The organism is Streptomyces mirabilis (assembly GCF_039503195.1).
GTDB lineage: Bacteria > Actinomycetota > Actinomycetes > Streptomycetales > Streptomycetaceae > Streptomyces > Streptomyces mirabilis_D.
Genome location: NZ_JBCJKP010000001.1, coordinates 1,529,346 through 1,555,293 on the forward strand (window position 1 = coordinate 1,529,346; position 25,948 = coordinate 1,555,293).

Below are 25,948 nucleotides of genomic sequence, written 5' to 3' on the forward strand. Positions count from 1 at the left end.
TCGCCGTTCGCTCGGAGAGAGGGCGGAACGGCCCACCGGGATGCCTGGGGGCGGTGGCTGTTCAGGTGACGTTCAGGTCGAGGGAGGAACGCCGCGGCTCACACCGTGGGTCGCGGCCGGTGCGCTGCCGGACTCAGCTCGTCTCCGCCGCGCGGCAGGAGCCGCAGGTGATGTGGCGGGCCGGCTTCTCGTGGGTGGCCCGGCCGGTTCCGGCGATGTCCTGGGTCGGCGGGTGGCTTTCGTGCACATGCGTGCGACAGAGCGCCGCGCCGCAGCGGATGCATACGGCGACCGCGGGACCGGGGGTACCGAGGCAGTCGTAACAGTTCATGTCCTCACCTCGTTCTTTGGTGAGCACGGCCCTGTTGGGGGCTCTGCGATCCATCCTCCATCATCCTCACGAACATCGCCTGGCAGAGAACGCGGCCACGAGCCGTGCGCTCGGGCGGGCCGGAATCGGTCACCGTGTCGCATCGGACCAGGGGGCGGAGTAGACAGGGGACATGAGTGACAGTGATGCGCCGGCCGAAAGAGGCGGCCGGGGCATCGGCATCCACTACGCGGAGGTCTTCCGGGCCCTGCCCAGTCCCGTGCTGCTGCTCACGCCCGACATGGTGGCGGTCGACGCCAATCGGGCCTACGAAAGGGTCTCCGGACGGAGCCTCGCGCAGCTGCTCGGTCGGTGCATCTTCGACGTGTTTCCCGACAACCCCTCCGATCCCCGGGCCAATGGTCCCCAGGCGCTGCGCGCCTCGCTGGAGCGGGTGCTCGCCACCGGCGGCCCCGACACCATGGCCGTGCAGAAGTACTCCGTGGACGTGCCCGACCGGCCCGGCGTGTTCGAGGAGCGTTACTGGAGCACCGTCAACATCCCTCTTCTCGACGCCGACGGCCAGGTGACACTCATCGTCCACCGCGTCGAGGAGGTCACCGCGCTGATACGCGCCCGGCGGGCACTCGGCGCCGCACCGGAGGTGCCCCTCACCGCCGAGGACGCGATGACCGCCGATCTGTTGAACCGCTCCCTGGAACTGGAGGCACTCAACGAGGAGTTGCGCAAGGCCCACGCCCGCGCGCACGAGGTCGCCGTCACGCTGCAGCGAGCCATGCTGCCGAGTACGACGCTGCCCGACCGGCCCGGGGTGGCCGTGCGCTACCGGCCCGCGACCAGCTTCCTCAACGTGTGCGGCGACTGGTACGACCTGATCGACCTCGACGCGCGACGGCTGGCCGTGGCGGTCGGTGACGTGGTGGGGCACGGTCTGGAGGCGGCCGGGACCATGGGGCAGCTGCGCAGCGCCCTGAGCGCGGCGATCCGCGCCACCGGGCGGCCCGCCACCGCTCTCACCACCCTCGCGGCGCATGCCCACACCGTCGAAGGCGCGCTCGCGACGACCGCCGTCCAGGTCGTCATCGACCAGGCCGCCCTCACCGTCACCTACAGTCGCGCCGGCCACCCGCCGCCTCTGCTCGCCCATGGCGACGGCGCGGTCGAGGTGCTGGACTCGGCCACCGACCCGCCCCTGGGAGCGGGTGACGACTCCCTTCCCCGCTGCGAGGCGACGGTGGGCTACGATCCCGGCAGCACCCTCGTCCTCTACACCGACGGTCTCATCGAGCGCCGGGGCGAGGACATCTACGCCGGCCTGGACCGCCTCGCCCACAGCGTCGAACATCATCATCTGCTCGGGCCCGAGGCCCTCGCCGACGCCGTGCTCGCCGATCTCGTCCCCGCACCTCAGCGCGGCCCCGACGACGACACCGCGCTCGTCGTCATCCGGCTGTGAGCCGTCCGGTCCCCAGTGCGCCCTTGGTCAGGTCGTGGGGGTCGAACCACGTGGGCGCGTCCGACAGGGCCTGCTTGATCCGGAACATCCCGAACTCGTTCAGCTCGGGCAACGCGTCGACCGCGAACCAGCCGACGTCCAGCGACTCGTCGTCGTTGACCCTCGCCTCGCCGCCGACAGCCCGGCAACGGAACGTGGTGTCCATGTACTGGCAGGTGTCGCCGTTCTCGTACGTGACCGGCTCCAGGGCCTGCACCAGCACCACGCGCTCGACGACGCAGCGCACGTTGGTCTCCTCGAACACCTCCCGCACGGCGCAGGCCGCGGGCTGCTCGCCCGGGTCCGGAATGCCGCCGATGATCGACCACTTCCGGGTGTCGGTGCGCCGGCCCAGCAGCACTCTGCCCTCGTCGTCGAAGACGATGGCGGTGACTCCGGGGAGCCACAGCAGTTGGTGGCCGGCCGAGGCCCGGAGGGTGCGGATGAAGTCAGGAGTAGCCATGGACCGACCCTAACGGCCGGATTCCGTCATCCGGCCGGGGTCAGGCGAGATCGCCCGGAACGGCGCCGTTCCGGCGCCCCCGGACCACCGTCGTACCCGCCCAGCCGAGACCGCCCACCGCGACCGCCACCAGCAGCATCTCCGGCAGGATGCCGAGCCGCGTGGCGGGGGTCTCGGAGGAGCGCAGCGGCACCTTCTGGACCAGCGAGTCCGCCACGAACATCCCGGTCCGCTGGGTGATCCTCCCGTCCGGCATGATCACGGCGCTGACGCCGCTGGTCACCGGCACCGTGACGGTACGGCTGTGCTCGACGGCGCGGACGCGGGACATGGCGAGCTGCTGATAGGTCATCTCGCTGCGGTCGAAGGTCGCGTTGTTGCTCGGCACCGAGATCAGCTGCGCGCCGTCGGTCACGGTGCTGCGCACGGCCCAGTCGAAGGCGGCCTCGTAGCAGGTGACCAGTCCGACCCTGGAGCCGTCCATGGTGAACACGCCCGCCTTGTGGCCCCGGCTGAAGTCCTGGCGGACCATCGAGGTCCAGTTCTTGTTGATCGCGCCGAGCAGCGAGCGCAGCGGAAGGTACTCGCCGAAGGGCTGGACCTGTCGCTTGTCGTACGTGTCGAGGGGGCCTTTGACCGGGTCCCACAGGATCTGCTCGTTGTAGAGCTTGCCGTCGCGCTCGACGACGCCACCGACCGAGATGGGCGCGCCGATGGCCTTGGCGGCGTCGTCGATCACGAGGCGGGCGTCGGCGTTGGTGAAGGGGTCGACGTCGGAGGAGTTCTCCGGCCACAGCACGAAGTCGGGCCGGGCGACCTTGCCCGCCTTGACCTCGGCGGCCAGCCGCTCGGTCTCCCGTGCGTGGTAGTCGAGCACGGCGCGCCGCTGGGCGTTGAAGTCGAGCCCCGCGCGCGGCACATTGCCCTGGATGACGGCGACGGTCGCCGTGCCGTTCTCGGCCTTGTCGCTCACCAGCGACCGCGCCGCGAGCGCCCCGACGACGGGGACGGCCACGCCGAGCAGCGCCGCCGCGGCGGCCCCTCGGCGTACGACGCCGGTGCGCCGGCCCTCGACGACCTGGCGCACGACCTCGTACAGCCCGAAGCCGCAGAGCACGACCGCGAAGCCGAGCACCGGGGTGCCGCCCACCGCGGCCAGGGGAAGGAAGATGCCGTCCGCCTGGCCGAAGGCGATCTTGCCCCAGGGGAAGCCGCCGAACGGCGCACGCGCGCGTGCCGCCTCGCCCGCGATCCAGACCGCCGCCGCCCAGAGCGGCCAGCCGGGCAGCCGGGAGACGAGGGTGATGCCCGCGCCGACGAGCGCCACGTACACCGCTTCCACGGCGACGAGGGCCAGCCACGGGCCGGGACCGACCTCGACACCGGTCCACACGAGCAGCGGCAGCAGGAAGCCGAGGCCGAACAGATAGCCGAGCCCGAGGCCCGCCCTCCAGGAGCGACCGCGCAGAAGCCAGCCGAAGACCGCGAAGGCCGGCAGGGCCAGCCAGGAGACGGTGCGCGGCGGGAAACTGACGTAGAGCAGTACTCCGGAGAGCGCCGCGGCGGCGGCCGGAGCGTATCGCCGAGCCAGTCTGGCCCCGCGGGATGCGGGCGCGGCCTGGGGTTCGAGCTGATCCGGCTCGTCTACGGAAGTTGCGGTGGCGGTCACTCGGGGAGTGTACGGCGCGTGAGCTGGGCTCCGACAGCACGGTCCGCACCATGAACCTCGCGGCGCCGGGGGGTGGTCCGTCCGCTCCGCAGACCCTCGCATGGCCGCCTGATGCACCGTTCCTGCGCAACTCATCCACAAACCGGCGCATCAGCCGTTACGGTGTGCCCGAGCCTCTGACGTGCGGCCGGATGCGGGCGTGTCGGTCGGGGTCCGGCACAGGTCGGGGGGCGACGGGGTGGGATCCACGGGGATGAGGTCCGCGGCCGGTTCGGCGGCCGAAGGCGAGAGACGAAACGTTTCGGACGCCATGGGTGTGATCGTGCTCGGGGCCTGCGCGGTGTGGGCCCTGATCACGGCGACCGCGCACGACGGGCGGCCCGAGGGCGTGCTCCTGGCCGTGCTCGCCGTGGCCGCCGGGTACGCCTCGGGCCGGATCCTCGGGGCTCTCCTGCCGGTCGCGGCGCCGGGTGCCGGGGCCCTCGCCGGACTGGGCCTCGCACTCACCGCCGCGCACACCACCCCGGGCCCGCAGCTCACGACGCCCCTCGGGCACGGCGGCGCCACGGCCGCGCTGCTGGCCCTGTCCACCGGTGCGGCGTGCTGCGCGGCCTGGGCGGCACGCAGCCCTGCGCAGCGGCTCGCGCTGAGTCTGCTCGCCGTCGGAATCGTGGTGAGCGCGGCGGTGCTCGGCTCGACCACGGGATCCGCCGCCGGCGCCGGAGTGCTGCTGTGCTCGCTCGCCGCCGACCGCATGCGCCGGCGCGCCCTCGGACTCGGGGGTCTCGCGCTCGCCGCGGCGCTGGTGACGGGCGCGACCTGGGCGGTCGCGGAGAACGTGCTGCCCGACGGTCTGACCGCGTCCCTGGAGGGGCCGCTCACCGAGCACCGGGTCCTGCTCTGGCGCGACGCGCTCCACCTGGCGGGACACCATCCCGCCCTGGGTGTGGGGCCCGGGCGGTACGGGGAACTCGGTCCGACGGTCACACAGTCGCTGCTGCCCGACGGCAAGCCCCACTCGGCACCGTGGCAGCAGGCGGCCGAGCAGGGTCTGGTCGGCGTCGCCCTGCTCGCCGCGGTCTTCTGCTGGGTCCTCTATTCGCTGTGGCGTTCGCCGCGGGCCACGACGATCGCGCTGACGGCGGGCGCGGCCCTCACGGCGCTGGCCGTGATCGCCTCGCTGGGCAACGCGCTGAGCTTCACCACGGTGACGGCGGGTGCGGGGCTGCTCGCGGGGCTCGCGACGGCACGTCCCCTGGCCGACGAGGACCTGGAGCGCGTCCTGAACGCGGGAGACCAGACCCCGAGGAACCAGTTGGAGCCGTGAACTGCGCGACGGTCAGATGACCGCGCCGGGCGTGGCCGGCCGCAGCCGGTCCCGGATGATCCGGACCATCGCCTCCGCGTTGTCCACCGTGATGGTGAACGTGTGTCCGTCACCGAGCCGGAGCACCACACCCTCGCCGCGCCGGACGATGACCGCGGTGCCCTTGTCGGGACGCCAGCGGTAGCCCCAGCCGCCCCACTGCCGCGGGGTGACCCGGGGGGCGAAGTCGGCGCCGACGACGCTCGAGAGCGGAATACGCCGGCGGGGCAGACCGATGTGGCCGCACCGCACTTCGAGGCAGTCCTTGTCGACCTTCACGGCGACATGCACGAAGGCGAGCGTGCCGAACATGATGAGCAGTCCCGCCGCGATGCAGCCGACGACGGACATGGCCAGTGCCGCGACACCCGACGTCCACGTCGAGTCGACGGCCAGTTCGACACCCAGCGCGATGCAGGCGGCCCCGCCTATGGCGGGCAGCCACTGGACGCGATTGGTCGCACGCCCGGTCCAGACATCGGGGTGCGAGAAGTTTTCGCGGTGGAGGTGGTCCCTCATGTTTAAAAGACTACTCAGGTTCCGCACCGCGGGCACCGGGTCGCGGAGGGCCACTGCTCCGGGTGGGCGCACCGCGCACGCGGGGCGTTCGAGCCGTGACGGACGGTCGTCGGGCGGAGCCTCCGCCCGGAGGCAGAGTCAGCGGGCGGGGCTGACCGCCTGGAGATGGCGGCCTTCCTCGTACGCCAGCGCGGTCGCCGACAGGCCGCCCTCGCTGCCGCTGAGGAGCACGGTGAGGGAGCCCTCGGCGGGGGCCTCCGGGTCCGGGAGCTCGCCGATCCTGCGCAGTGCCTGCGCGGCGACCGCCCCGGCGGAGCCATGCAGCACGAGCGGCGCGAGGCCGGGCTGCCGCACGGCCGTGCGGATGCGTTCGGCGACCAGCTCGTAATGGGTGCAGCCCAGGACGACGGCCCTCACATCGCCGGGGGTGCGCTCGGCCGCCGCGGCGATCGCGGCGTCGATGCCCTCCTGGTCACCGTGCTCCACGGCGTCGGCGAGCCCGGGGCAGGCCACTTCGGTCACGGACACTCCCTCGGCGAACGCGCCGATGAGCCCGCGCTGATAGGGGCTGCCGGTGGTGGCGGGCGTGGCCCAGATCGCGACGGGTCCCCCACCGGCCGCGGCCGGCTTGATCGCCGGGACGGTGCCGATGACGGGCACCTCCGGCTCCAGGCGGGCCCGCAGCGCCGGAAGGGCGCGGACGGAGGCGGTGTTGCAGGCGACGATCAGGGCGTCGGGACGGTGTCGCGCGGCGGCCTCGGCGACGGCTAGCGCGCGGGCGGTCACGTCCTCGGGCGTACGTGGTCCCCAGGGCATGCTGCCGGGGTCCGAGGAGAGCACGAGATCGGCGTCCGGCCGCAGTCGACGTACCGCGGCGGCGGCAGCGAGCAGTCCGATTCCGGAGTCCATGAGCGCGATCTTCACCCGGTCACCATAGACGATCCGCCCCGGCGGACCCCCGGGGTGGGGCAGACTGCGGCGGGTGAGTGCCGTCGCGTGGACCGCCGTGGGATCACTGGCCGCCTGGCTGTGGCTGCTGCTCGGCCAGGGCTTCTTCTGGCGTACGGATCTGCGGCTGCCGCCGCGTCGGGAACCGGACGACTGGCCGTCCGTCTGCGTCGTCGTACCGGCGCGCGACGAGGCCGCCGTACTGCCCGAGAGCCTGCCCTCGCTGCTCGCCCAGGACTATCCGGGGCGCGCCGAGATCTTCCTCGTCGACGACGGCAGCTCGGACGGCACCGGGGAGCTGGCCCGTGCGCTCGCCCGCACGCACGGCGGGCTGCCGCTCACCGTCGACTCGCCCGGGGAGCCGCCCGCGGGCTGGACCGGCAAGCTCTGGGCCGTGCGTCACGGTATCGGCCTGGCACGCGCGCGTGGCCCCGAGTACCTGCTGCTGACGGACGCGGACATCGCGCACGCGCCGGACAGCCTGCGGACGCTGGTCGCCGCGGCGCGCGCCGGCGGCTTCGACCTGGTCTCGCAGATGGCCCGGCTGCGGGTGGAGAGCGTGTGGGAGCGGCTCGTCGTCCCCGCCTTCGTCTACTTCTTCGCACAGCTCTATCCCTTCCGGTGGATCGCGGTGAAGGACTCACGGACGGCGGCCGCGGCGGGCGGCTGCGTACTGCTGCGCGCGGACGCCGCCGAGCGGGCGCGGATTCCGGACGCCATCCGGCACGCCGTCATCGACGACGTGGCGCTCGCGAGGGCGGTCAAGGGGAGCGGGGGCCACATCTGGCTGGGGCTGGCCGAGCGGGTCGACAGCGTGCGTCCCTATCCCCGGCTGCACGACCTGTGGCGCATGGTCTCGCGCAGCGCGTACGCCCAGCTGCGGCACAACCCGCTGCTGCTCCTCGGTACGGTCCTCGGCCTCGCCGTGGTGTACCTGGTGCCCCCGGTCGCCGTCTTCACGGGTCTCTTCTCCGGGCATACGGGGGTCGCGGCGGCCGGCGGGCTCGCGTGGCTGCTGATGACGGCGACGTATCTGCCGATGCTGCGCTACTACCGGCAGCCCGTGTGGCTCGCCGCGTCGCTGCCCGTGACCGCGTTCCTGTACCTCCTCATGACGGTCGATTCCGCGGTGCAGCACTACAGGGGGCGCGGCGCGGCCTGGAAGGGCCGCACCTACGCGCGCCCGGACACGGCGCTCGACGAGCGCTGACCGGTCACTGCCCGCGAGTCATTTCCTGCGGGTCACTTCCTGGGTCACTTCCGTGGGTCACTTCCGTGGGTCACTTCCGTGGGCCACTTCCGTGGGTCACTTCCTGCCGGGGGTCCAGTTCATGCCCCACCCGTAGACGCGGTCCACCGTGCGCTGCGGGCTCACGCCGCGCTCGGGGACGAGGTAGCGGGCTTCACGCTGGACGATCAGGTCGCCGCCATTGTTGGTGATGAGGGCGAGGGCGCAGACCGTCGAGGGCACCGTGCACTCGTCGAGCGAGAAGTCGACGGGGGCGCCGTTCAGCGGTTGCAGGGTGACCGTGGCATGCAGGTCGGCGAACGAACGCGCCCCTTCGTAGATGGTGACGAAGATGAGGATGCGCCGGAAACTCTGCTTGTGGTCGAGGTTGACGGTGAGGTTCTCGCCGCTCGCCACGGCACCGGTGCGGTCGTCGCCGTCGAGATGGATGTACGGCGGCTGGTGCAGCGCCCCGAAGGCGTTGCCGAGCGCCTGGACGACTCCCTTGCGGCCGTCGGACAGCTCGTACAGGGCGCAGAGGTCGAGGTCGAGGTCCCTGTGCGCCGCGACGGCCCGGCCCCGCTTGCTGCCCCACCCCGAGAACTGCTTGCGCACCTGCCAGTTGAGGTTGACACGCATGGCCCCGGACGTGCCGCCCTGCTTGGTCAGCGAGACCGAGGGCGCCTCCTTGGTGAGCGTGACCTTGGAGAGGCGGACCGGGGCCGCCCCGGGCCGGGCGGGCGGCGGAGCGATGGCGGGGGGCGAGACGGTGACCGGCGGTGCGGTGACGGGCGGGGGCATGTTCACCGGCGGCCCGACCGGCGGCGGACCGGCCACACGTGTGCCGGGCGCCGGCGGCACGGCGGCGGAGGGTGTGGGGCCGGGCGGTGCGGGCGCCGACGGTACGGGGGCGATCGGCGCGGCGGCGGTCGGTGCGGGGGCCGGTGGGGGCGGTGCCGCGTGCTGCGGCTCGTCCACCGTGATTCCGTAGTCCTTCGCCAGCCCTTCCAGTCCGCTGCTGTAGCCCTGTCCGACCGCGCGGAACTTCCAGGCACCCTGGCGCCGGTAGAACTCGCCGAGCACGAAGGCGGTCTCGACGGTCGCGTCCTTGCTGTCGAAGCGCGCGATCTCCGTCCCCTGTCCCGCGTCGAGCACGCGGATGTACAGACCGGGCACCTGCCCGAAGGTGCCGCCGTCCGCGGAGGCGGCCAGCACCACGGTCTCGATCGCGCCCTCCACACGCGCGAGGTCGACGAACAGTGTGTCGGTCACCTGACCGCCGTCGCCCCGCTTGCCCTCGTGCCGCACGGCGCCGGAGGGGTGTGCCGGCTGGTTGTAGAACACGAAGTCGCCGTCCGAGCGGACCTTTCCGGAGACCAGCGACAGCGCGGAAGCATCCGCGTCGGGGACCCCGGGCCCCGAACGCCACCCCATTTCGACGCGCAACGCACGCGTCGGCACAGGAACATTCGAACCTTTAGGCATTGTCATGTCCGCCCCCATCACGTGTCACCGCGCCAGGCCGCGCCTCGGGCCGTCCCTCGGGCCCTTTCCCGACCAACCTATTCCCCGAAGGCGGAGAACTCCTGTGAGGTGCCGCGGAAGATCGCACGAGGGGCTTCGAAGACTGCTGGCCAACCACCGGTAACCCCCTCGGAACTCGGCCTTTACACGATCTGAACCCGGTTCGGCGCCCTTTTTTGCCGAGTTCGCTCGCATTGGGGATCCCGCGTCACTGCCGACACGGAAAACAACCCTCTTATCGGTCTCCCCAACCAGCACATCGTGGGCTTAACTTATGTGCCATGACCTCCCCCCGCTCCACCTATGGCGGCGGTTACTACTCCGCGCCGTCCTTCCCGGACACCCCGATCTACGACTCCCTGGTCGCCGAGCGGGGCACTCCCCAGATCGCCCCGATCCGGGTTCCCGCCGCCTACGACACGGGCAGCAGCTACCTTCCCGCGCTCCCCTCGGCACTTCCCGCCCTGCCCGCCGGCCCCTCGCAGCAGGCCCCCATGTACGGCGGCTACCCGCAGGCCCAACAGCCCGCACCGCTGCAGCAGGCCCCGGCGCCCTACATCCCGCAGCAGGCCGGCCCCCCGCGTGGCTACCCGGGACCCCAGCAGCCGCAGCGCCCGATGGCGGCCGGCACCGGCTACGAGGCCATGCGCCCCGCGGCTCCCCGTCCCGCCCCGGCTCCGTACCAGGACCCGTACAACAACCAGCAGTACCGCGGGTACTGAGGAGCTGAGGTACGCGGGCACCACGGCATTCGGACCGGATTGTCGGTGCCCGCTGGCACGATGGAGTCATGGGGAATGCGGAGCTGCACTCGATCCATGTCCACCCGGTCAAGGCCTTCCGGGCTCTCTCGCCCCGGGAGGCCGTCGTGGAGCCCTGGGGGCTGGCCGGAGACCGACGCTGGGTACTGATCGACGACGGGGAAAGGTCGTCACCCAGCGTCAGCAACCACGGCTGGCACTGGCCGCCGCGGAGCTGCTGCCCGACGGCGGCATACGCCTGTCCGCGCCCGGCCGTGAGCCGCTGACCGTCCGCGTGCCCCAGCCGGCCGGCACGACGCCGCTGGATCTCTTCGGCGACAAGCTGGAGGCGGTCCTCGCCGACGCGGACGCGCACGCCTGGTGCAGTGACTATCTGGGGACCGAGGTCCGTCTCCTGCACATGGACGACCCCGCCACGCGCAGGCCGGTGGACCCGGACTACGCGCGTCCGGGCGAGACCGTCAGCTTCGCCGACGGCTATCCCCTGCTGGTCACCACGCTCGCCTCGCTGGACGCGCTCAACTCCTTGATCGCGCAGGGCGACCGCGCCGACGAGGGCCCGCTCCCGATGAACCGTTTCCGACCGAACGTGGTGGTGGCGGGCACGACGGCATGGGCCGAGGACGGCTGGCGGCGGATCGCCATCGGCGAGGTCTGCTTCCGGGTGCCCAAGATGTGCGGCCGCTGCGTCGTGACCACCACCGACCAGGACACCGCCCGGCGCGGCAAGGAGCCACTGCGCACGCTCGGACGCCACCGCCGCTTCGGCTCCCAGCTCGTCTTCGGACAGAACCTGGTGCCGGAGTCCCGCGGCACGGTGCGGATCGGCGATCCGGTCACCGTCCTTGAATGACGCCCCCGGGAACCCGGGCCCCGGGCACGGTCGTTGAGCGTGTGAGAAGTTCATGAAAGACCCGTGGGAAGGGTGATTTCGCTCTCTCTTTCCCGGGGCTCGCAGAGGAACGGCTTCGCCGGGGGTTATCACGGAGGCGAAAGGGGGTGCGGGACGGTGCGAGCTATCGGCGGACTCTGGCGTTGGCGGCACAATCCGCTGCGCCGCACGACCGATCTGGTCGAGGCGTGGCTGGCCCTGCTGGCCGTCCTGCTGATCCTCGCCCTCGCGCCCCTGCTCGGCGCCCTCACCGGAGCGACGGCCGAGGACGCCCTCCAACAGGCCGTTCGGGACCAGCACCTGGGCCGCCACGAAGTGACGGCCACCGTGGTCGGCAAGGCGGCCCGGGCCCCGCTGGACCCCGATCCCGAGGCCTCGTCGGCGCAGGATCCGCACAGCCGTGTGCTCGCCGACTGGATCGCTCCGGACGGCACGGCGCATCACGGCAAGGTGATAGCCGCCCTCAAGTCACCGCACAAGGGCGAGCACTTCACGCTCTGGACCGACGCGCACGGTGACCTGGTCGCCCGCCCGCTGGATTCGGCCACCGCGACGACGCACGCCGTGCTGGCGGGCATCGGCGCGGCCCTGCTCACCGCCGGGCTCCTCGACAGCGGCAGACGTCTGATCGTGTGGCGCATGACCCTTCGCCGGTACGCCCGTTGGGATCAGGCATGGGACAGGGCGGGGCCGGACTGGGGCAGGACGGGCACCGGCAGCTGACCGCCTTCCGGCTCCGGTCAACCCACCGTGCCCGCGCACGCTACGGTGGACCGACCGAATCGTTCGGCACCGTCGTGAGAAGCTGTTCTTGATCGCGACGGGGTTTCAGCACGGCCTCGCAGGACCCGCGTACGACGAGGTGGGGGCACAACAGCGCCATGGCACAGGGCACGGTCCAGGTGACGCACACCGGCACCTCGCGGTGGCGGCGCCGCACAGGAGAGTACGCATCGCTGGCCGCCGCCCTGGAGGCCGCGGCCGACGGGGACGTGCTCACCGTCGCACCCGGCACCTACCGGGAGAATCTCGTGGTCCAGCGCGCGGTGACGCTGCGCGGCCCGGAGGGCTCCCCCGGCTCCGTGCGCATCGCGCCGGTGGACGGCGTGCCGCTGACCGTGCGCGCCTCGGCCGTGGTCCAGGACCTGCACGTGGAGGGCCAGGACTCGGCGGCGCCCGCGCTGCTCGTCGAGGAGGGCACCCCGGAGCTCCTCGACGTGCGGATCGTCACGCGCTCCGCGGCCGGCATCGAGGTGCGCGGCGGCGCCCGTCCGACCGTGCGGCGCTGCACGGTCGACAATCCGGCCGGCGTCGGCATCGCCGTACTCGACGGCGGCGGTGGCGTGTTCGAGGAGTGCGAGGTCGTCGCGGCCGGACAGTCCGGCATCGCGGTCCGCGGCGGCGCGCATCCCCGCCTGGAGCGCTGCCGGGTGCACCACGCCTCCGGCGCGGGCCTGTCGGTGACCGGCGAGAACTCCTCGCTGGAGGCGGTCGGTTGCGAGGTGTACGAGGTCAAGGGCTCCGGTGTGCAGATCACCGGGCGCGCCGCCGCCCATCTCACCGACTGCGATGTGCACCGCACGACGTCGGACGGCGTCACCCTGGACACGGACGCCGTGCTCACCCTCGCCGACTGCCGCATCCACGACATCCCGGAGAACGCGGTGGACCTGCGTTCCCGCTCGGTCCTCACCCTGACCCGCACCACCGTCCGGCAGTTCGGGCGCAACGGCCTGTCGGTCTGGGACCCGGGCACGCGCGTGGACGCCAACCAGTGCGAGATCTTCGACAGCACGGGCGACTACCCCGCGGTGTGGGTCAGCGACGGCGCGACCGCGGTGCTCGAGTCCTGCCGGGTGCACGACGTGCCCGACGCCCTGTTCGTCCTCGACCGCGGTTCACGCGTGGACGTCGTCGACAGCGACCTCTCCCAAGTGCGCAACACCGCCGTGTCGGTGAGCGACGGCGCGACGGCGCAGCTCGACGACTGCCGTATCCGCGACGCCGCTACGGGCGCCTGGTTCCGTGACCACGGAAGCGGCGGGACCCTGTCCGGCTGCACCGTGGACGGCACCCAGACCGGCGTGATCGTCACCAAGGGCGCCGACCCCACCATCGAGCGCTGCACGGTCGACTCCCCCGCGGAGGCCGGTTTCTACGTGTCGGCGGGTGGCCGCGGCACCTTCCACAACTGCCGGGTGACGGGCAGCGGGGGCTACGGCTTCCATGTCATCGACGGCTGCCGGGCGACGCTGAAGAAGTGCCGTACGGAACGCTGCGCACGCGGGGGTTACGAGTTCGCCGACGGCGGCAACGCACCGGGCGGCGGCCCGGTCGTCGAGGACTGCACGAGCGACGAGAGCGGCGGAGTGCGCCCCCCGGCGCACGAGACGGCCGTACAGACGTCCAACCCGTCCACGGGCCTGCTCGGCGCGATCCCGGGCCAGCGCACCACCGAGCAGGAACCGCTCGTCACCGCCTCGGAGCCCGAACCCGCGCAGCCGGCCCGTACCCCGAAGGTCGTCCTCGGCGAACTCGACGGGCTGGTGGGCCTGGACAGCGTCAAGCGCGAGGTGCGCGCCCTCACCGACATGATCGAGGTGGGCCGCCGCAGACAGCAGGCGGGCCTCAAGGCGGCCTCCGCCCGCCGCCATCTGGTCTTCACCGGCTCCCCCGGCACCGGCAAGACGACGGTCGCCCGCCTGTACGGCGAGATCCTGGCCTCGCTCGGTGTCCTGGAGAAGGGGCACCTGGTCGAGGTGTCCCGCGTCGACCTGGTGGGCGAGCACATCGGCTCCACGGCGATCCGCACCCAGGAGGCGTTCGACCGGGCGCGCGGCGGTGTCCTGTTCATCGACGAGGCGTACGCGCTGTCGCCGGAGGACTCGGGCCGCGACTTCGGCCGCGAGGCCATCGACACGCTCGTGAAGCTGATGGAGGACCACCGGGACGCGGTCGTCGTGATCGTCGCGGGTTACACGGCCGAGATGGAGCGCTTCCTCACCGCCAACCCCGGTGTGGCGTCCCGCTTCTCGCGGACCATCACCTTCAGCGACTACGTCCCCGAGGAGCTGCTGCGGATCGTGGAGCAGCAGGCCGAGGAGCACGAGTACAGCCTGGCGCCCGGCGCGCCCGAGGCGCTGCTGAAGTACTTCACGGCCATCCCCAAGGGCCCGGCGTTCGGCAACGGCCGCACCGCGCGGCAGACCTTCGAGGCGATGGTCGAGCGGCACGCGGGGCGGGTCGCCCAGCTCGACGAGCCGAGCACGGACGACCTCACGCTGCTCTACCCCGAGGACCTGCCGGAGCTGCCCTGAGCCTCGCCGCCTGGACGGGCGGTCGCCCTCAGGCCGTGGCGTCGCCGTCGGCACGGGGGCCCGGTACCGCCTCCGGCCGCAGCCGCGCCAGCAGCCGTTCGCGTTCCTCGGCGAAGGCCGGGTCCGCCTGGTAGTCCCCGTGTCCGAGGATCGGCGCGGGCAGCGGATGCTCCTGGGTGCGTCCGTAGGCGAGCGGGTCCTTCAGGGGCGCGCGGTCGACCTGGGGGCCGCAGTCGCCGGGCAGCCGAACGGGGCCGCCGATGGGATCGGTGAGCCGGTACAGGTTGCGCCAGCAGTCGACCTCCCGGTGCAGCGAGGTGAGGGCGGCCGGGCCGAAGTGGGCCGGGAACCAGCGCCCGTAGAGCCGTTCCAGGGGAGAGCCGTAGGTGAGCAGCGCGACCCGCCTGCGTACGGAGGGCTTCAGCTGCCAGGCCGCGGCGGCGGCCAGCACACTGCCCTGGGAGTGCCCGGAGAGCACCAGGCGCCCGCCGGTGGCCCGGGTCCAGGTGACCATGCGCCACGTCAGGTCGGGCACGGCACGCTCGGCGTAGCAGGGCGGTGCGAAGGGGTGGGCGGCGCGCGGCCAGAAGGTGCCGACGTCCCAGAGGATGCCGATGGTGCGGCGGGCCGCCTGGTCCTTGTAGGCGCGTCGCCCCGAAGTGACGAGAAGGATGAAGCCGAGGCCGATCAGCCAGGACCCGAGCGCCTGCGCGGCTTCGGCTGCGCCTCGGACGAAGGCGTACGACCCTCGCGCGGCCTGTGCCGGAGCGTCGCCGGTGGTCAGGACGCCCACCAGGGCTCCGGCGCCGAGGAGCAGGGTCACGAACGAGATCACGCCGATCATGAGGGGCGCCCGGTCGGTGAGGGCGGCCATCGCGCGCGTGCTCGCGATACGGCGGGTACGGGTGGTGTCCTTGGCCTCGCCGAGGTAGTCGAGTTCCACGGCGCGCGTCTCGACGGCGCGCAGCCGCCAGGTGCGCAGGGCCAGCCTGCCGCACAGGCCGAGGAGCACGAGGAGCGTCGGCGGGATCACGGACGCCTGCCAGGTCAGCAGGACGGGCGGGCCGGGCAGCGAGCCGCGCGTGCCGTCCAGCCAGTCGGCGACGCGCTGCGCGACTCCGCCGGACATCACGCCGCCCAGGGCGCAGGCCAGCATCGCGACGGCGGGTCCGGCCAGACCACGCAGGGCGGTGCGCGGTTCGGGCCTGGTGCGGTACAGAACGCGGGCCACCACGCCGAGTGTGATGACGAGCAGCCCCTGGGCGAGGGCGAGGCCTCCGAAGGTCGTGTCGCCCGGCAGCCGCCCCGTCGAGTGCCAGCCGGGCCGTGACCATCCGGCGTACAGCAGGGTCAGCGCGAACAGGACGATCGAGCCCAGGGGCAGCAGGCGCACGAGCGTGGCGTCCAGTTCCTGGTCCAGCCGGTGTTCGCTGCGCCCGCGCCGACAGACCACCCACAGCACCACGACCGCGCCCACGACGAGCACTGCGTAGAGCAGCAGGCCGAGGATCCCGAGCACGGCGGGTCCCCCGGCCTCCCGGTCGAAGCGGGCCGCGGGGCCGCCGACGGCGGCGGTGACGGTGAGGAGTCCCGCCGCGGTGTGCGCGGCGCGCAGCCGGGCGACCAGACGGCGCCCGTACCAGAAGCCGGGCCTGCCGAGTCCGGTGCGGCCGGTCTCCTCGGCGGGCTCGGGCCTGCGGGACACGGGTTGCTGGGACTCGTACGCGCTCCAGGTGCGGTGCGAGAGGTACCAGAGCAGGCAGGTGAGACCCGCGGGCACCGGGGCGGCCAGGGCGAGGCGGCGGCCGGGTCGGCTCCACCAGCCGTTGTCGGACAGGTCCGGGGAGAGGAAGCCGAGCCACGCGTGCGCCTCGGCGCACGCGCGGGTGCCCGCGCACTGCCAGGCGGTCAGGTCGAGCGCGACCTCGCAGGCCGCGGCGACCAGCAGCACGGTGAGGGTGAGCCCGGCCAGCCGGACGAGCAGGCCGTACAGGCGGACCGTCCGGGTGCGGCCGCGGGTGGCGGGACGCATCCAGTGCGCGAGGTTGACGACCATGAAGGGCAGCAGCAACAGCCACAGGGCCCGGGTGCCGTTGCCGGAGGTGAGGTTGCACCACACATAGGCCTCGGGGACCGGTTTGCCCCGGTAGTCGTCGGGGCGCCGCTCCGCGTCGGCGTCGTCGACGCGCCGGTAGACGGCCGCGGTGTCGTCTCCGCTGATCCGGACCGTCCGCGGATCGTCCAGCATCTCCTCGGGTGTGGTGCCCCCGACTCCGTGGACCAGGAGTTCGAGGGCGGTATCGGCCGCTTCGGGCCGCTGTGCGGGGCCTCTGAGCTCTCCCGCCGAGGCGTGTTCCCGTGCACGTTCCACTTTTCTGCACTTCCCCCGTGCGCGCGTCTGGCATGTGTCATGTGCAGGCACAAGGATCTCCGCTCAGGGGTGCGCGCGCACCTGTGGTCACGGAATCTCCCCGATACGTGTGACAGTGACGCGACGAGCGGGACGCGGTGTCCTTGCGGGGAGTGGCGCACGTGTCGGTGGCCCGTGCGAGGATGGGTCGTCCTCCAGGCCTAGGACAAGGAGAATGTCCACGTGGGAGTGGGTTCGGACCGGAGTGTCGGGCAGCTTGTGGCGCAAGGATCGGAGCGGACGTGAGTGAGAATCAGAACCTTCTCGCGGAGCAGCGTCGGGCCCTGATTCTCGACGAGGTACGGCGCCGGGGCGGCGTCCGCGTGAACGAGCTGACCCGCAAGCTGGGCGTCTCCGACATGACGGTCCGTCGTGACCTCGACGCGCTCGCCCGCCAGGGCGTGGTGGAGAAGGTGCACGGCGGCGCGGTGCCGCTGGTGGAAGCGAGTACGCACGAGCCCGGTTTCGAGGCCAAGTCGGGCCTGGAGCTGACCGCCAAGGAGGACATCGCGCGGGTCGCCGCCGAGCTGGTCGCGCCGGGCACGGCGATCGCGCTCTCGGGCGGTACGACGACGTACGCGCTGGCGCATCAGCTCCTTGACGTGCCGGACCTGACCGTGGTCACCAACTCGGTGCGGGTCGCCGATGTCTTCCACTCCGCGCAGCGCCTCTCCGGCCAGCGGCAGGGCGCGGCCACGGTCGTGCTGACGGGCGGGGTGCGCACCCCGTCGGACTCGCTGGTCGGCCCCGTGGCCGACCAGGCCATCGCGGCGCTCCACTTCGACGTGCTGTTCCTCGGGGTGCACGGGATATCGGTCGAGGCGGGCCTGTCGACGCCGAACCTGGCGGAGGCCGAGACCAACCGGCGGCTGGTGCAGTCCGCACGGCGGGTCGTCGTGGTCGCCGACCACACCAAGTGGGGCACGGTGGGTCTGAGTTCGTTCGCCGCACTGGACCAGGTCGACACGCTGGTCACCGACGCCGGGCTGCCGGCGGAGGCGCGGGCGGAGGTCTCCGAACACCTGCGGCGCCTGGTGGTTGCCGGAGAGCCCGAGGACGGTACAGACATCTGACGGTCCGCCAGCTAAGGTGACGCTGCCCGCGGCTCTCTACGCGGGACCGGAGACTCCGTTCCCAGGTGGGGGTTTCGTCCATGGCACGCCGTCTTCGCCCGGTGGGGCTCGACTTCACCGAGACCGCTCCCCTGCGTCTGGTGTTCGCCCGCGAGGTGGCGGCCCCTCCCGAGGTGGTCTTCCGCGCGCTGGCCGAGGACGTGCCCGGCTGGAGCGAGTGGTTCTCGGCGGTGACACTCGCCCGGCCGACCGGGGACGGCGCCGGGCGGGAGATCCGGCTCCGGGGCGGTACGCGCTTCCAGGAAACGGTCCTCGTGGCCGAGGCCCCCGAGGTGTACGCGTACCGGGTGGACGTCTCGAACGCGCCCGGCCCCCGGGCTCTGGTCGAGGAGTGGCGGCTGGCTCCGGCCGGGAAGGGCACCCGGGTCCAGTGGACCTTCGCCGTCGACGGCGCGGCCCCGTTCCGGCTGGCCCTGAGGCTGGGCCGGGCGGGTCTGGGCCGCGCGTTCCGCCAGGCGGTGACGGCGCTGGACCGACGGCTGGCGTCCACACACGCGTGACGAGGAGGTCCGCCTGAGGGCGTGCCCCGAGGTCAGTCCGGCCAGACGCCCGTCTGGAGCAGGGCCGTGATCGCAGCGGTGTAGGGGGCGATGTCCAGCCCCTGTTCGGCCAGCCACGCGTCCGAGTAGTACTTGTCGAGATAGCGGTCCCCGGGGTCGCAGAGCAGCGTCACCACGCTCCCCTTGCGCCCCTCGGTCACCATCTCGGCGACGATCTTCAGCGCGCTCCACAGCCCGGTGCCGGTCGAGCCGCCCGCCTTGCGGCCGATGGCCTGTTCCAGTGCCCGTACGGCCGCCACGCTCGCGGCGTCCGGCACCTTCATCATCCGGTCGATCGCGCCCGGCACGAAGCTCGGCTCCATACGGGGCCTGCCGATGCCCTCGATACGCGAGCCGCAGTCGCAGGTGACGTCCGGATCGCCGGTGGTCCAGCCCTCGAAGAAACACGAGTTCTCCGGGTCGGCGACGCAGATTCGGGTGTCGGCCTGCATGTAGTGCACGTAGCGCGCGAGGGTCGCCGAGGTACCGCCGGTGCCGGCCGTGGCGACGATCCACGCGGGCTCCGGGAAACGCTCCAACTCCAACTGGCGGAAGATGGATTCGGCGATGTTGTTGTTGCCGCGCCAGTCCGTGGCCCGTTCCGCGTAGGTGAACTGGTCCATGTAGTGGCCGCCGGTCTCGACCGCGAGGGCGGCGGACTCCTCGTACATCCTGCGGGAGTCGTCCACGAAGTGGCACTGGCCGCCGTGGAACTCGATCAGACGGCACTTCTCGGCGCTCGTGGTGCGCGGCATGACCGCGATGAAGGGCACGCCGATCAGCTTCGCGAAGTACGCCTCGGAGACCGCGGTCGAGCCGCTGGACGCCTCGATCACCGGGCGGCCCGGCCTGATCCAGCCGTTGCAGAGCCCGTACAGGAAGAGCGAGCGGGCCAGGCGGTGCTTGAGGCTGCCGGTGGGGTGGGTCGACTCGTCCTTCAGGTAGAGGTCGATACCCCACGCCTCGGGCAGCGGGAAGCGCAGCAGGTGGGTGTCCGCCGAGCGGTTCGCGTCGGCCTGGACTTTGCGGACGGCTTCTTTGAGCCAGGTCCGGTACCGCGCGTCGCTGTGGTCGACGTCGAGGGTTTCGCCGGTCCGGATCTGCTGAGGGGTGCTCACGGCGGGGCTCCTAACGCATCGCGCCGACGCCGGTTCAGATGGTCGGACGCCTCGATCATAAACACCTTGCGCACGCTTCTCACCTGCATAAACATACCTTTGAGCACCTCAAAGGCACCCCTGGAGCAGGGGTGTCCGAAGCGACGGGGGCGCACCCGGGCGAGTGCTCCCGTCCCCGCCGTCACCTCGTCTTGCGCACTGGTGCTCGCCGCTGCCTGCGGGCAGACTGCACCGCAGGGCACGCGGCCCGCGTCCGACCGCGCCGCGCGGGGTGACACTCCCGGAGCGGTCGCGCACACCGGAGCACGACCCGCGCGACATCCGGGCCCGGGACGCGGGACAGAGCGACGCGGGACAGAGCACGGCCGACGCGCACAAGGGGGCGGAGCATCATGGCGGAGCCGGAGTTCACGGCCACGGGCGTGCGGATCGGGAAGAGGCTGCGGTCGCTCACCCGGGCCGGACAGGTCCGGATCAGCGACGGCAGGCTGGAGTTGCTGACGAGTTACGGCAGCGAGATCGACAGTGCGCCGGTGCAGGCGGTGCGGGCGTCGAAGCCGTGGTTCGCGCCCGAGGACCGGGCGTTGGCCGACGTCAACGGCACCCGCTATTCGCTCACGCTCGGCGAGCACGATCCCGCGCCGGGCAGGCCGGGGCCGCCGTCGGCGCGCCGGTTCATAGAGGCGGTTCGCAGGGCGGCGGGGCGCAACGGCTGAGTCGGCCGCGCGGCAACCGACACGGGAGCCTTCGGTTCGCCACCGGCAAGGGCCGACACAGGCACCCACGACTCGCGACCGGCGACGCCCTGCGCGCAGGACTTCGGCCTCCGGCCGACGGCCGCCCACCGGGCACCCCCGAGCGCGCTACCAGCGACGCTCGCGACCCGCGGCGGTCGGCACGCGGGCCCCGGGCCCGCACCCCCAGGTCGTCGGCCCGGGCAGCCCCGGCCCGCAACCGGCGACGGCGACCGGGCGAGCCTCGGACGTCCCACCGTCGACGTCCGGCACGAACGCGCTCACCACAGCCGCCCACAGCCGACCGGCAACGCCCGGGCTCGGGCCCGCAGCCGACGATCCCCGGACCGGGGAGTCCCGATGCCGGGCCTCTCGGTCGACGAGAACCGACGGCACGCCCCGAACGCGCGCCCGGCGAAACCCGACGCGGGACCCGGCGCGACAGCCGCCCGCGCACGACCACCAACGGCCCACGGGAAGGCAGTCGGCCCACGACCACCGACGGCCCACGACAAAGCCCTGGGCCCGAAGTCGGCGCCGCCCGGCGCGCAAGCCCTGGGCCGACAACCACCCGCGCCCGATCCGGAACCCTCCGGCCCACGCCCGGCGAAACCCGAGGCGAGAACCACCCGCGCGCAACCGGCGACCGTCGACGGGGCAGCCCCGGGCCGACGGTCGGCGACGGCCGGCGACGAACCCCTGGACCCCCCGCCGACGAAGCCCGGCTACGGATCCTCCGGCCCCCGCACGGCGAAGCCCGGGCTGGGGGCCACCCGCCGACGGTCGGCCACGGGCGGCCGAAAAGCCTCAGGCTCCCCACCGGCCCACCCCGGACCGCGAGCCTCCGGCTCCCGCACGGCCAAGCCCGGGGTGGGAGCCACCGGACCGCGGGCGGAGGGCTTCGGGGCCCGGGGGGCGAGGGGTGGCGCCCGGGGACTCGGTCGGCCGCGGCCGAGGCGAACCCGGTCCGGGATCAGCGCCCTCGGCGTGGCAGCCCCCGTTCGTGGTGGGTGACGTGCGGTGCGTGAGCGATCAATTCCCGGCCCGCGGCGGTGAACGATGAACCCGGGACCGCCGGACGCCGCCGCTCAGGCGAGGCCCCCGCCCCGCGACGGCTCGGGCCGGAGCGGACCGCACCGCGAGTTGCAGGACCGCACCCCCTGAGTCACGCTGTTCTCACATCATCACTCTGGGTTCACCGGCGATAACGCTACGAATCAGTCCGCCGGTCACTACAGCAGGCGGCCGTTCCACTCAGCCACTCTGCTGGATCCGATCTCCGTCTTCTTCCGGACCTCAATTCGGGGAGTCGCAGCCGTGATCAGCCAGCCAAGCAGGCATTGCACGGTGGAGCTCCAAGCCCTGCCGTCGCGGATCGGCCAGGTCCGCAGAATCCTTTCTGCGCAGTTGCGCTACTGGCATCAGGACCCCTTGATAGACCGGGCCGCGCTCGGAGTGACCGAGCTGCTGACCAACGTGCACCGGCACGCCCAGCCGGACAAGGTGTGCACCGTGGAGATCGAGCTGCTGCTCGACCGGCTCACGGTCTCGGTGCACGACCACGACCCCCGCCTGCCCGAGGTACAGGACGTGGACCCCACGGCCACCTGCGGACGCGGTCTCGCGATGATCGCCGCGGTGAGCGAGAGCTGGGGCGTGCGCCCGGACGGCGAGTCGGGCAAGGTCGTGTGGTTCTCCCTGCCGGCGACCTCGCCCGCGGTGGCGGAGCCCGTGCTCCCGTCGTACGAACAGGCTCGCGAGACCACGCGCCGACACGCCGTCGCCCCGCTCGACCCCCTCGACGAACGCCGGCCCGGACACGCTCCCGCCCGGTCCGCCGTTGCCGGCTGACCGGGCGGTGACCCCCGTCTCGTACGTCACTCGGTGGCGATGGCGCGCAGCACGTCCAGGCGTGCTGCCCGCCGGGCCGGGCGCAGCCCCGCGAGGGCTCCCGCCGACAGGCCCACGAGCGCCACCACGCCGAGCCGCACGGGCGGGATCGCGAAGGCGAAGGCACTGTCCGACGCGCCGTCGGAGGCCTCGACGAGCACCCAGCCCAGGAAGGCACCGAGGGCTAGTCCGCCCGCCGTTCCGAAGGCGGCGACGAGGACCGACTCCCAGCGGACCATGGCGCGCAGCTGCGCCCGGGTCTGCCCGACCGCCCGCAGCAGACCGAGTTCACGGGTGCGCTCGTGGATCGCGAGGGTGAGCGTGTTGGCGATGCCGAGCAGGGCGATGAGCACCGCGAGTGCGAGCAGCGCGTAGACCAGGGTGAGCATCATGTCGATGCCGCCGGCCGAGGACCGCGCGTACGCGTCGCGGGTCTGCACGTCGGGGTTGCCGTACCGCGCGGCCACCCTCTCGACGGCCGCCCTGCCGTCGGCCGTACCGACACCGTTCTTGAAGGTGACGGCGACGAGCGAGTCGGAGTCCTGGGTGCGGTGCGGGGCCCAGGCGGCGCGGGTGACGACGTAGTCGCCGGCGAGTTCGGAGCGGCCGTAGACCGCGCGGACGGTGAAGTTCTCGCGCCTGCCGTCGGTGAAGGTGAGCCGGGCGGTGTCGCCGGTCGTGAGGTGTTGATCCGCGGCCTCCTTCCGGGTGAGCGCGATGCCGTCGGTGCCCAGGTCGTCGAGCGAGCCGCGCACCTCACCGAGGTCGAACACCTTGCCGAGTGTGACGGGGTCGGTGACGGTCAGCGCCCGCCCCTTGCCGTTGACCTGGGCGACCCCGCGGCCGAGGCCCACCGCGTACCGGACGGCCGGCTGCCGCGCGATCGCGGGAGCCAGCTCGGGGCTCAGCCCGCTGCCGCCCGCGCCGAAGGACGGGGTGCTGACGGCGACGTCGCCCGCGAAGGACCGGGAGACCGTCTGGTCCATGGTGGCCTTCAGCGAGGCGCCGAAGATCGTGAACAGCGAGACGACGGCGACGCCGATCATCAGGGCGCTCGCGGTGGCGGCGGTCCGCTTCGGGCTGCGCAGCGCGTTGCGCCGGGCCAGGCCGCCGGTGACACCGCGCAGCGTGTCGAGGGGGGCGCCGAGTGCTCGTACGGCGGCCGACGACGCCACGGGTCCGAGGACCACGAAGGCGGCGAGGGCGAGTACGGCGCCGAGGCCCGCGAGCCACAGCGACGGGCTCACCAGTACGCCGGTCAGGGTGGCTCCCACCGCGAGCACGGCCAGCGCCGCACCCACGATCGCCCTCCCCCGCGAGACCCCGGACCCGTCGACGGCGGTCTCGCGCAGCGCGGCGAGCGGCGCGGTGCGTCCGGCGCGTACGGCGGGCAGCAGCGCGGAGCCCAGGCAGACCACGACGCCGACCGCGAGCGGCAGCAGCATGGACAGAGCGCTGACCACCAAGCCGCCCTGGGGGAAGGGGAACCCGATGGCGGGGAACAGCGCCTGCAGGCCGGCCGCGATCCCGATGCCGCCCGCGAGGCCGACGGCCGACGCGGTCACCGCGACCACGCTCGCCTCGACCAGGGACGAGGCGGTGACCTGGCGGCGGGAGGCGCCCAGGGCACGCAACAGGGCGTTTTCCCGGGTGCGTTGGGCGACGACGATCGCGAAGGTGTTGTGGATGGAGAAGGTCGCGACCAGCAGCGCGATGCCGGAGAAGACGAGCAGGAAGGTGGTGAAGATGTTCAGGAACTGGCTGGAGATCATGTCGGTGTTCTCCCGCGCCGACTCCTGGCCGGTGATCGCCTCCACTCCCTTGGGCAGGACGGGAGTCAGATCCGCGACGAGCTCGGCCTGACCCACCCCGGGACCGGCCCGCACCCGGATGTTCGCCGCCTCGCCGGGCTTCGCGGTGAGGTACTTCTCGGCGTCGGCCTGCGTCATCCCGGTGAACGTCACCTGCGCCATGCCGTCCTCGCCACCGAAGGTCGCGAGGCCCACGATCGTCACCTTGACGGGACCGGGGGTGCGCAGGGTGGTCGTGTCGCCGATCTTCAGGCCGCCCTTCTTCGCTGCGCCCCGGTTGACGACGACCTCGCCGGACTTCGACGGGGCGTGGCCCGCGGCGAGTTGGTACGGGTTGAGCTTCGGGTCGGTGATCCAGTTGCCGGCGAGGGTGGGCGGGCCCTGGCCGCCGACGGGCTTGCCGTCGCTGCCGACGAGTTGGCCCGCGCCCTGGATCTCAGGGGCGGCGGCCGCGACGCCGGGAACCCGCTCGACGGTCTTGACCAGGGCGGTGTCGACCGGTTGGCGCACACCCTGGCTCTCACCGGGCGTCGTGATGGCGTCGGCGCTGCGGACGACCGCGTCGGTGCCCTTCGTGGCGTCGCCGAACAGCGTGCTGAAGCTCGCTCGCAGCGTGTCGCCCATGACCAGCGTTCCGGCCAGGAAGGCGACACCGAGGAGCACCGCCAGGAACGTACCGGCGAAGCGGCGTTTGTGGGCGCGCAGGGAGGACACGCTCAGGCGCACGGAGGCGTTCACGACCGCCCGCCTTGGGCGTCGAACGCCTTCATCCGGTCGAGGACCTTGTCGGCCGTCGGGGACTCCATCCGGTCCACGAGGCGTCCGTCGGCGAGGAAGACGACCTCGTCGGCGTGTGCGGCCGCCACCGGGTCGTGCGTGACCATGACGACCGTACGGTCCATCCGGCGCACCGCGCGGCCGAGGAGGTTCAGGACCTCCTCGCCGGAGCGGGAGTCGAGGTTGCCGGTGGGTTCGTCGGCGAAGACGACGTCGGGACGGCCGGCGAACGCCCGGGCCACGGCGACGCGTTGCTGCTGTCCGCCGGAGAGTTCGGCGGGGCGGTGGTGGAGCCGGTCGCGCAGGCCGACGACGTCGACGAGCGCGTCGATCCACTCGCGGGAGCCCTTCGTCCCGGCGAGGTCCAGGGGCAGCGTGATGTTCTCGGCGACGGTCAGCGTCGGGATCAGGTTGAACGCCTGGAAGACGAAGCCGATACGGTCGCGGCGCAGCAGGGTGAGACGGCGGTCGTCCAGCGTGCTCAGTGGGGTGTCGCCGATGAACGCGGCGCCCGAGGTGAGCGTGTCCAGTCCCGCCGCGCAGTGCATCAGGGTGGACTTGCCGGAGCCCGAGGGGCCCATGATCGCGGTGAAGCGTCCGGCCGGGAAGCCGACGCTCACCCCGTCCAGGGCCCTGACGGCGGTGTCGCCGCTGCCGTACACCTTGACGGCGTCGGTGACACCCGCGGCATGACGCGTCGTGGTGGCGGTCGTCATGCCGCTCCTCCCTTGCCCGGGCGGCCGAACTGCTCGTCCAGGACCGACAGTCGGCGCCAGTACTCGTCCTCGTCGATCTCTCCGGTGGCGAAGCGGCGGCCGAGCAGCGCGATCGGCGAGTCGCCCGTCTGGCGGGAGTCGCGGGGCGGGCCGAAGTCGCCCATGGCGCGCCACGGTCCGCGGCGCCCGCGCCCCACGGTGCGGCGCAGGACCGTCACGACACCGATCACGACGGCCGCCCAGATCAGCGGGAAGAACAGGATCCACGGGCCGGGCCGCCGTCCCAGTTCGCCAGGGTCTGCATCTC

20 protein-coding genes and 2 pseudogenes are annotated in these 25,948 nt (G+C 72.7%); 11 read left to right on the top strand and 11 right to left on the bottom strand.

Translation table 11 applies throughout. The annotated features are described in order from the left end of the window. Positions 1 to 133 precede the first annotated feature (133 nt). Positions 134 to 331, bottom strand: a complete 198-nt coding sequence (locus AAFF41_RS07585) for a DUF2180 family protein (protein WP_343323738.1) — start codon at positions 329 to 331, stop codon at positions 134 to 136. Positions 332 to 503: 172 nt separating this feature from the next. Between AAFF41_RS07585 and AAFF41_RS07590 the strand changes: the two genes are divergently transcribed. Then, on the top strand, positions 504 to 1,787 hold the full coding sequence (locus tag AAFF41_RS07590; protein ID WP_319745701.1) for a PP2C family protein-serine/threonine phosphatase: 1,284 nt from the start codon (positions 504 to 506) through the stop codon (positions 1,785 to 1,787). Here the strand turns inward: AAFF41_RS07590 and AAFF41_RS07595 are convergent. Together AAFF41_RS07595 and lnt are read right to left on the bottom strand one after the other, a co-directional pair. Further along, on the bottom strand, positions 1,774 to 2,289 hold the full coding sequence (locus AAFF41_RS07595) for an NUDIX hydrolase (protein WP_343323739.1): 516 nt from the start codon (positions 2,287 to 2,289) through the stop codon (positions 1,774 to 1,776). The genes AAFF41_RS07590 and AAFF41_RS07595 overlap by 14 nt on opposite strands. A gap of 40 nt (positions 2,290 to 2,329) precedes the next feature. Then, positions 2,330 to 3,958, bottom strand: coding sequence for an apolipoprotein N-acyltransferase (gene lnt, locus AAFF41_RS07600; protein WP_319745697.1), 1,629 nt, complete (start codon positions 3,956 to 3,958; stop codon positions 2,330 to 2,332). A 310-nt stretch (positions 3,959 to 4,268) separates the two neighbouring features. Here lnt and AAFF41_RS07605 point away from each other — a divergent pair, with 310 nt between their 5' ends. Then, a complete protein-coding gene (locus AAFF41_RS07605) occupies positions 4,269 to 5,285 on the top strand; it encodes an O-antigen ligase family protein (protein ID WP_343323740.1) in 1,017 nt (338 codons plus the stop codon). Between the two features lie 12 nt (positions 5,286 to 5,297). On the opposite strand, the gene AAFF41_RS07610 is transcribed toward AAFF41_RS07605, so the two are convergent. Then, a complete protein-coding gene (locus AAFF41_RS07610; protein ID WP_060902529.1) occupies positions 5,298 to 5,843 on the bottom strand; it encodes a hypothetical protein in 546 nt (181 codons plus the stop codon). Positions 5,844 to 5,981: 138 nt separating this feature from the next. Next, positions 5,982 to 6,767 (bottom strand): glutamate racemase, encoded by a 786-nt coding sequence (locus AAFF41_RS07615; protein ID WP_319745693.1) that lies wholly within the window; start codon positions 6,765 to 6,767, stop codon positions 5,982 to 5,984. A 58-nt stretch (positions 6,768 to 6,825) separates the two neighbouring features. Between AAFF41_RS07615 and AAFF41_RS07620 the strand changes: the two genes are divergently transcribed. Further along, on the top strand, positions 6,826 to 8,001 hold the full coding sequence (locus AAFF41_RS07620; RefSeq protein WP_343323741.1) for a glycosyltransferase: 1,176 nt from the start codon (positions 6,826 to 6,828) through the stop codon (positions 7,999 to 8,001). Between the two features lie 96 nt (positions 8,002 to 8,097). Here the strand turns inward: AAFF41_RS07620 and AAFF41_RS07625 are convergent, their stop codons facing one another. Beyond that, positions 8,098 to 9,510: a TerD family protein gene (locus tag AAFF41_RS07625; RefSeq protein WP_319745689.1), complete on the bottom strand. Its 1,413-nt coding sequence runs from the start codon at positions 9,508 to 9,510 to the stop codon at positions 8,098 to 8,100. Positions 9,511 to 9,824: 314 nt separating this feature from the next. Here AAFF41_RS07625 and AAFF41_RS07630 point away from each other — a divergent pair, with 314 nt between their 5' ends. The 4 genes and pseudogenes from AAFF41_RS07630 to AAFF41_RS07645 all read left to right on the top strand — a co-directional run bounded on the left by AAFF41_RS07630 (position 9,825) and on the right by AAFF41_RS07645 (position 14,513). Then, a complete protein-coding gene (locus AAFF41_RS07630; RefSeq protein WP_060902526.1) occupies positions 9,825 to 10,265 on the top strand; it encodes a DUF6643 family protein in 441 nt (146 codons plus the stop codon). 68 nt (positions 10,266 to 10,333) lie between these two features. Continuing rightward, positions 10,334 to 11,157: pseudogene (locus AAFF41_RS07635) on the top strand (MOSC domain-containing protein). 156 nt (positions 11,158 to 11,313) lie between these two features. Beyond that, positions 11,314 to 11,919, top strand: a complete 606-nt coding sequence (locus AAFF41_RS07640) for an Rv1733c family protein (RefSeq protein WP_319745684.1) — start codon at positions 11,314 to 11,316, stop codon at positions 11,917 to 11,919. A 158-nt stretch (positions 11,920 to 12,077) separates the two neighbouring features. Further along, a complete protein-coding gene (locus tag AAFF41_RS07645) occupies positions 12,078 to 14,513 on the top strand; it encodes a right-handed parallel beta-helix repeat-containing protein (protein WP_319745682.1) in 2,436 nt (811 codons plus the stop codon). Positions 14,514 to 14,541: 28 nt separating this feature from the next. On the opposite strand, the gene AAFF41_RS07650 is transcribed toward AAFF41_RS07645, so the two are convergent. After that, positions 14,542 to 16,884: a hypothetical protein gene (locus tag AAFF41_RS07650; RefSeq protein ID WP_425526114.1), complete on the bottom strand. Its 2,343-nt coding sequence runs from the start codon at positions 16,882 to 16,884 to the stop codon at positions 14,542 to 14,544. Between the two features lie 281 nt (positions 16,885 to 17,165). On the opposite strand from AAFF41_RS07650, the gene AAFF41_RS07655 reads away from it, so the two are divergent. Beyond that, positions 17,166 to 17,996 (top strand): DeoR/GlpR family DNA-binding transcription regulator, encoded by an 831-nt coding sequence (locus tag AAFF41_RS07655; RefSeq protein WP_054228731.1) that lies wholly within the window; start codon positions 17,166 to 17,168, stop codon positions 17,994 to 17,996. An 80-nt stretch (positions 17,997 to 18,076) separates the two neighbouring features. After that, positions 18,077 to 18,556: an SRPBCC family protein gene (locus AAFF41_RS07660; protein ID WP_319745680.1), complete on the top strand. Its 480-nt coding sequence runs from the start codon at positions 18,077 to 18,079 to the stop codon at positions 18,554 to 18,556. A 32-nt stretch (positions 18,557 to 18,588) separates the two neighbouring features. Here the strand turns inward: AAFF41_RS07660 and cds1 are convergent, their stop codons facing one another. Continuing rightward, a complete protein-coding gene (gene cds1 / locus AAFF41_RS07665) occupies positions 18,589 to 19,713 on the bottom strand; it encodes an L-cysteine desulfhydrase Cds1 (protein ID WP_319745677.1) in 1,125 nt (374 codons plus the stop codon). A 392-nt stretch (positions 19,714 to 20,105) separates the two neighbouring features. Here cds1 and AAFF41_RS07670 point away from each other — a divergent pair, with 392 nt between their 5' ends. Together AAFF41_RS07670 and AAFF41_RS07675 are read left to right on the top strand one after the other, a co-directional pair. Beyond that, the gene (locus AAFF41_RS07670; protein WP_319745676.1) at positions 20,106 to 20,429 is read left to right on the top strand and encodes a hypothetical protein; all 324 of its coding nucleotides are present in this window, start codon (positions 20,106 to 20,108) and stop codon (positions 20,427 to 20,429) included. A gap of 1,335 nt (positions 20,430 to 21,764) precedes the next feature. Continuing rightward, positions 21,765 to 22,298: an ATP-binding protein gene (locus AAFF41_RS07675; RefSeq protein WP_343323742.1), complete on the top strand. Its 534-nt coding sequence runs from the start codon at positions 21,765 to 21,767 to the stop codon at positions 22,296 to 22,298. A 26-nt stretch (positions 22,299 to 22,324) separates the two neighbouring features. Here the strand turns inward: AAFF41_RS07675 and AAFF41_RS07680 are convergent, their stop codons facing one another. The 3 genes and pseudogenes from AAFF41_RS07680 to AAFF41_RS07690 all read right to left on the bottom strand — a co-directional run bounded on the left by AAFF41_RS07680 (position 22,325) and on the right by AAFF41_RS07690 (position 25,945). Beyond that, entirely contained in the window at positions 22,325 to 24,886 is a 2,562-nt protein-coding gene (locus tag AAFF41_RS07680) for an ABC transporter permease (protein ID WP_343323743.1), read from the bottom strand. Then, the gene (locus AAFF41_RS07685) at positions 24,883 to 25,641 is read right to left on the bottom strand and encodes an ABC transporter ATP-binding protein (RefSeq protein ID WP_343323744.1); all 759 of its coding nucleotides are present in this window, start codon (positions 25,639 to 25,641) and stop codon (positions 24,883 to 24,885) included. Before AAFF41_RS07685 ends, AAFF41_RS07680 begins: the two co-directional genes overlap by 4 nt. After that, positions 25,638 to 25,945, bottom strand: a pseudogene (locus AAFF41_RS07690) (SHOCT domain-containing protein). Before AAFF41_RS07690 ends, AAFF41_RS07685 begins: the two are co-directional and overlap by 4 nt. Between the last annotated feature and the right edge of the window lie 3 nt (positions 25,946 to 25,948).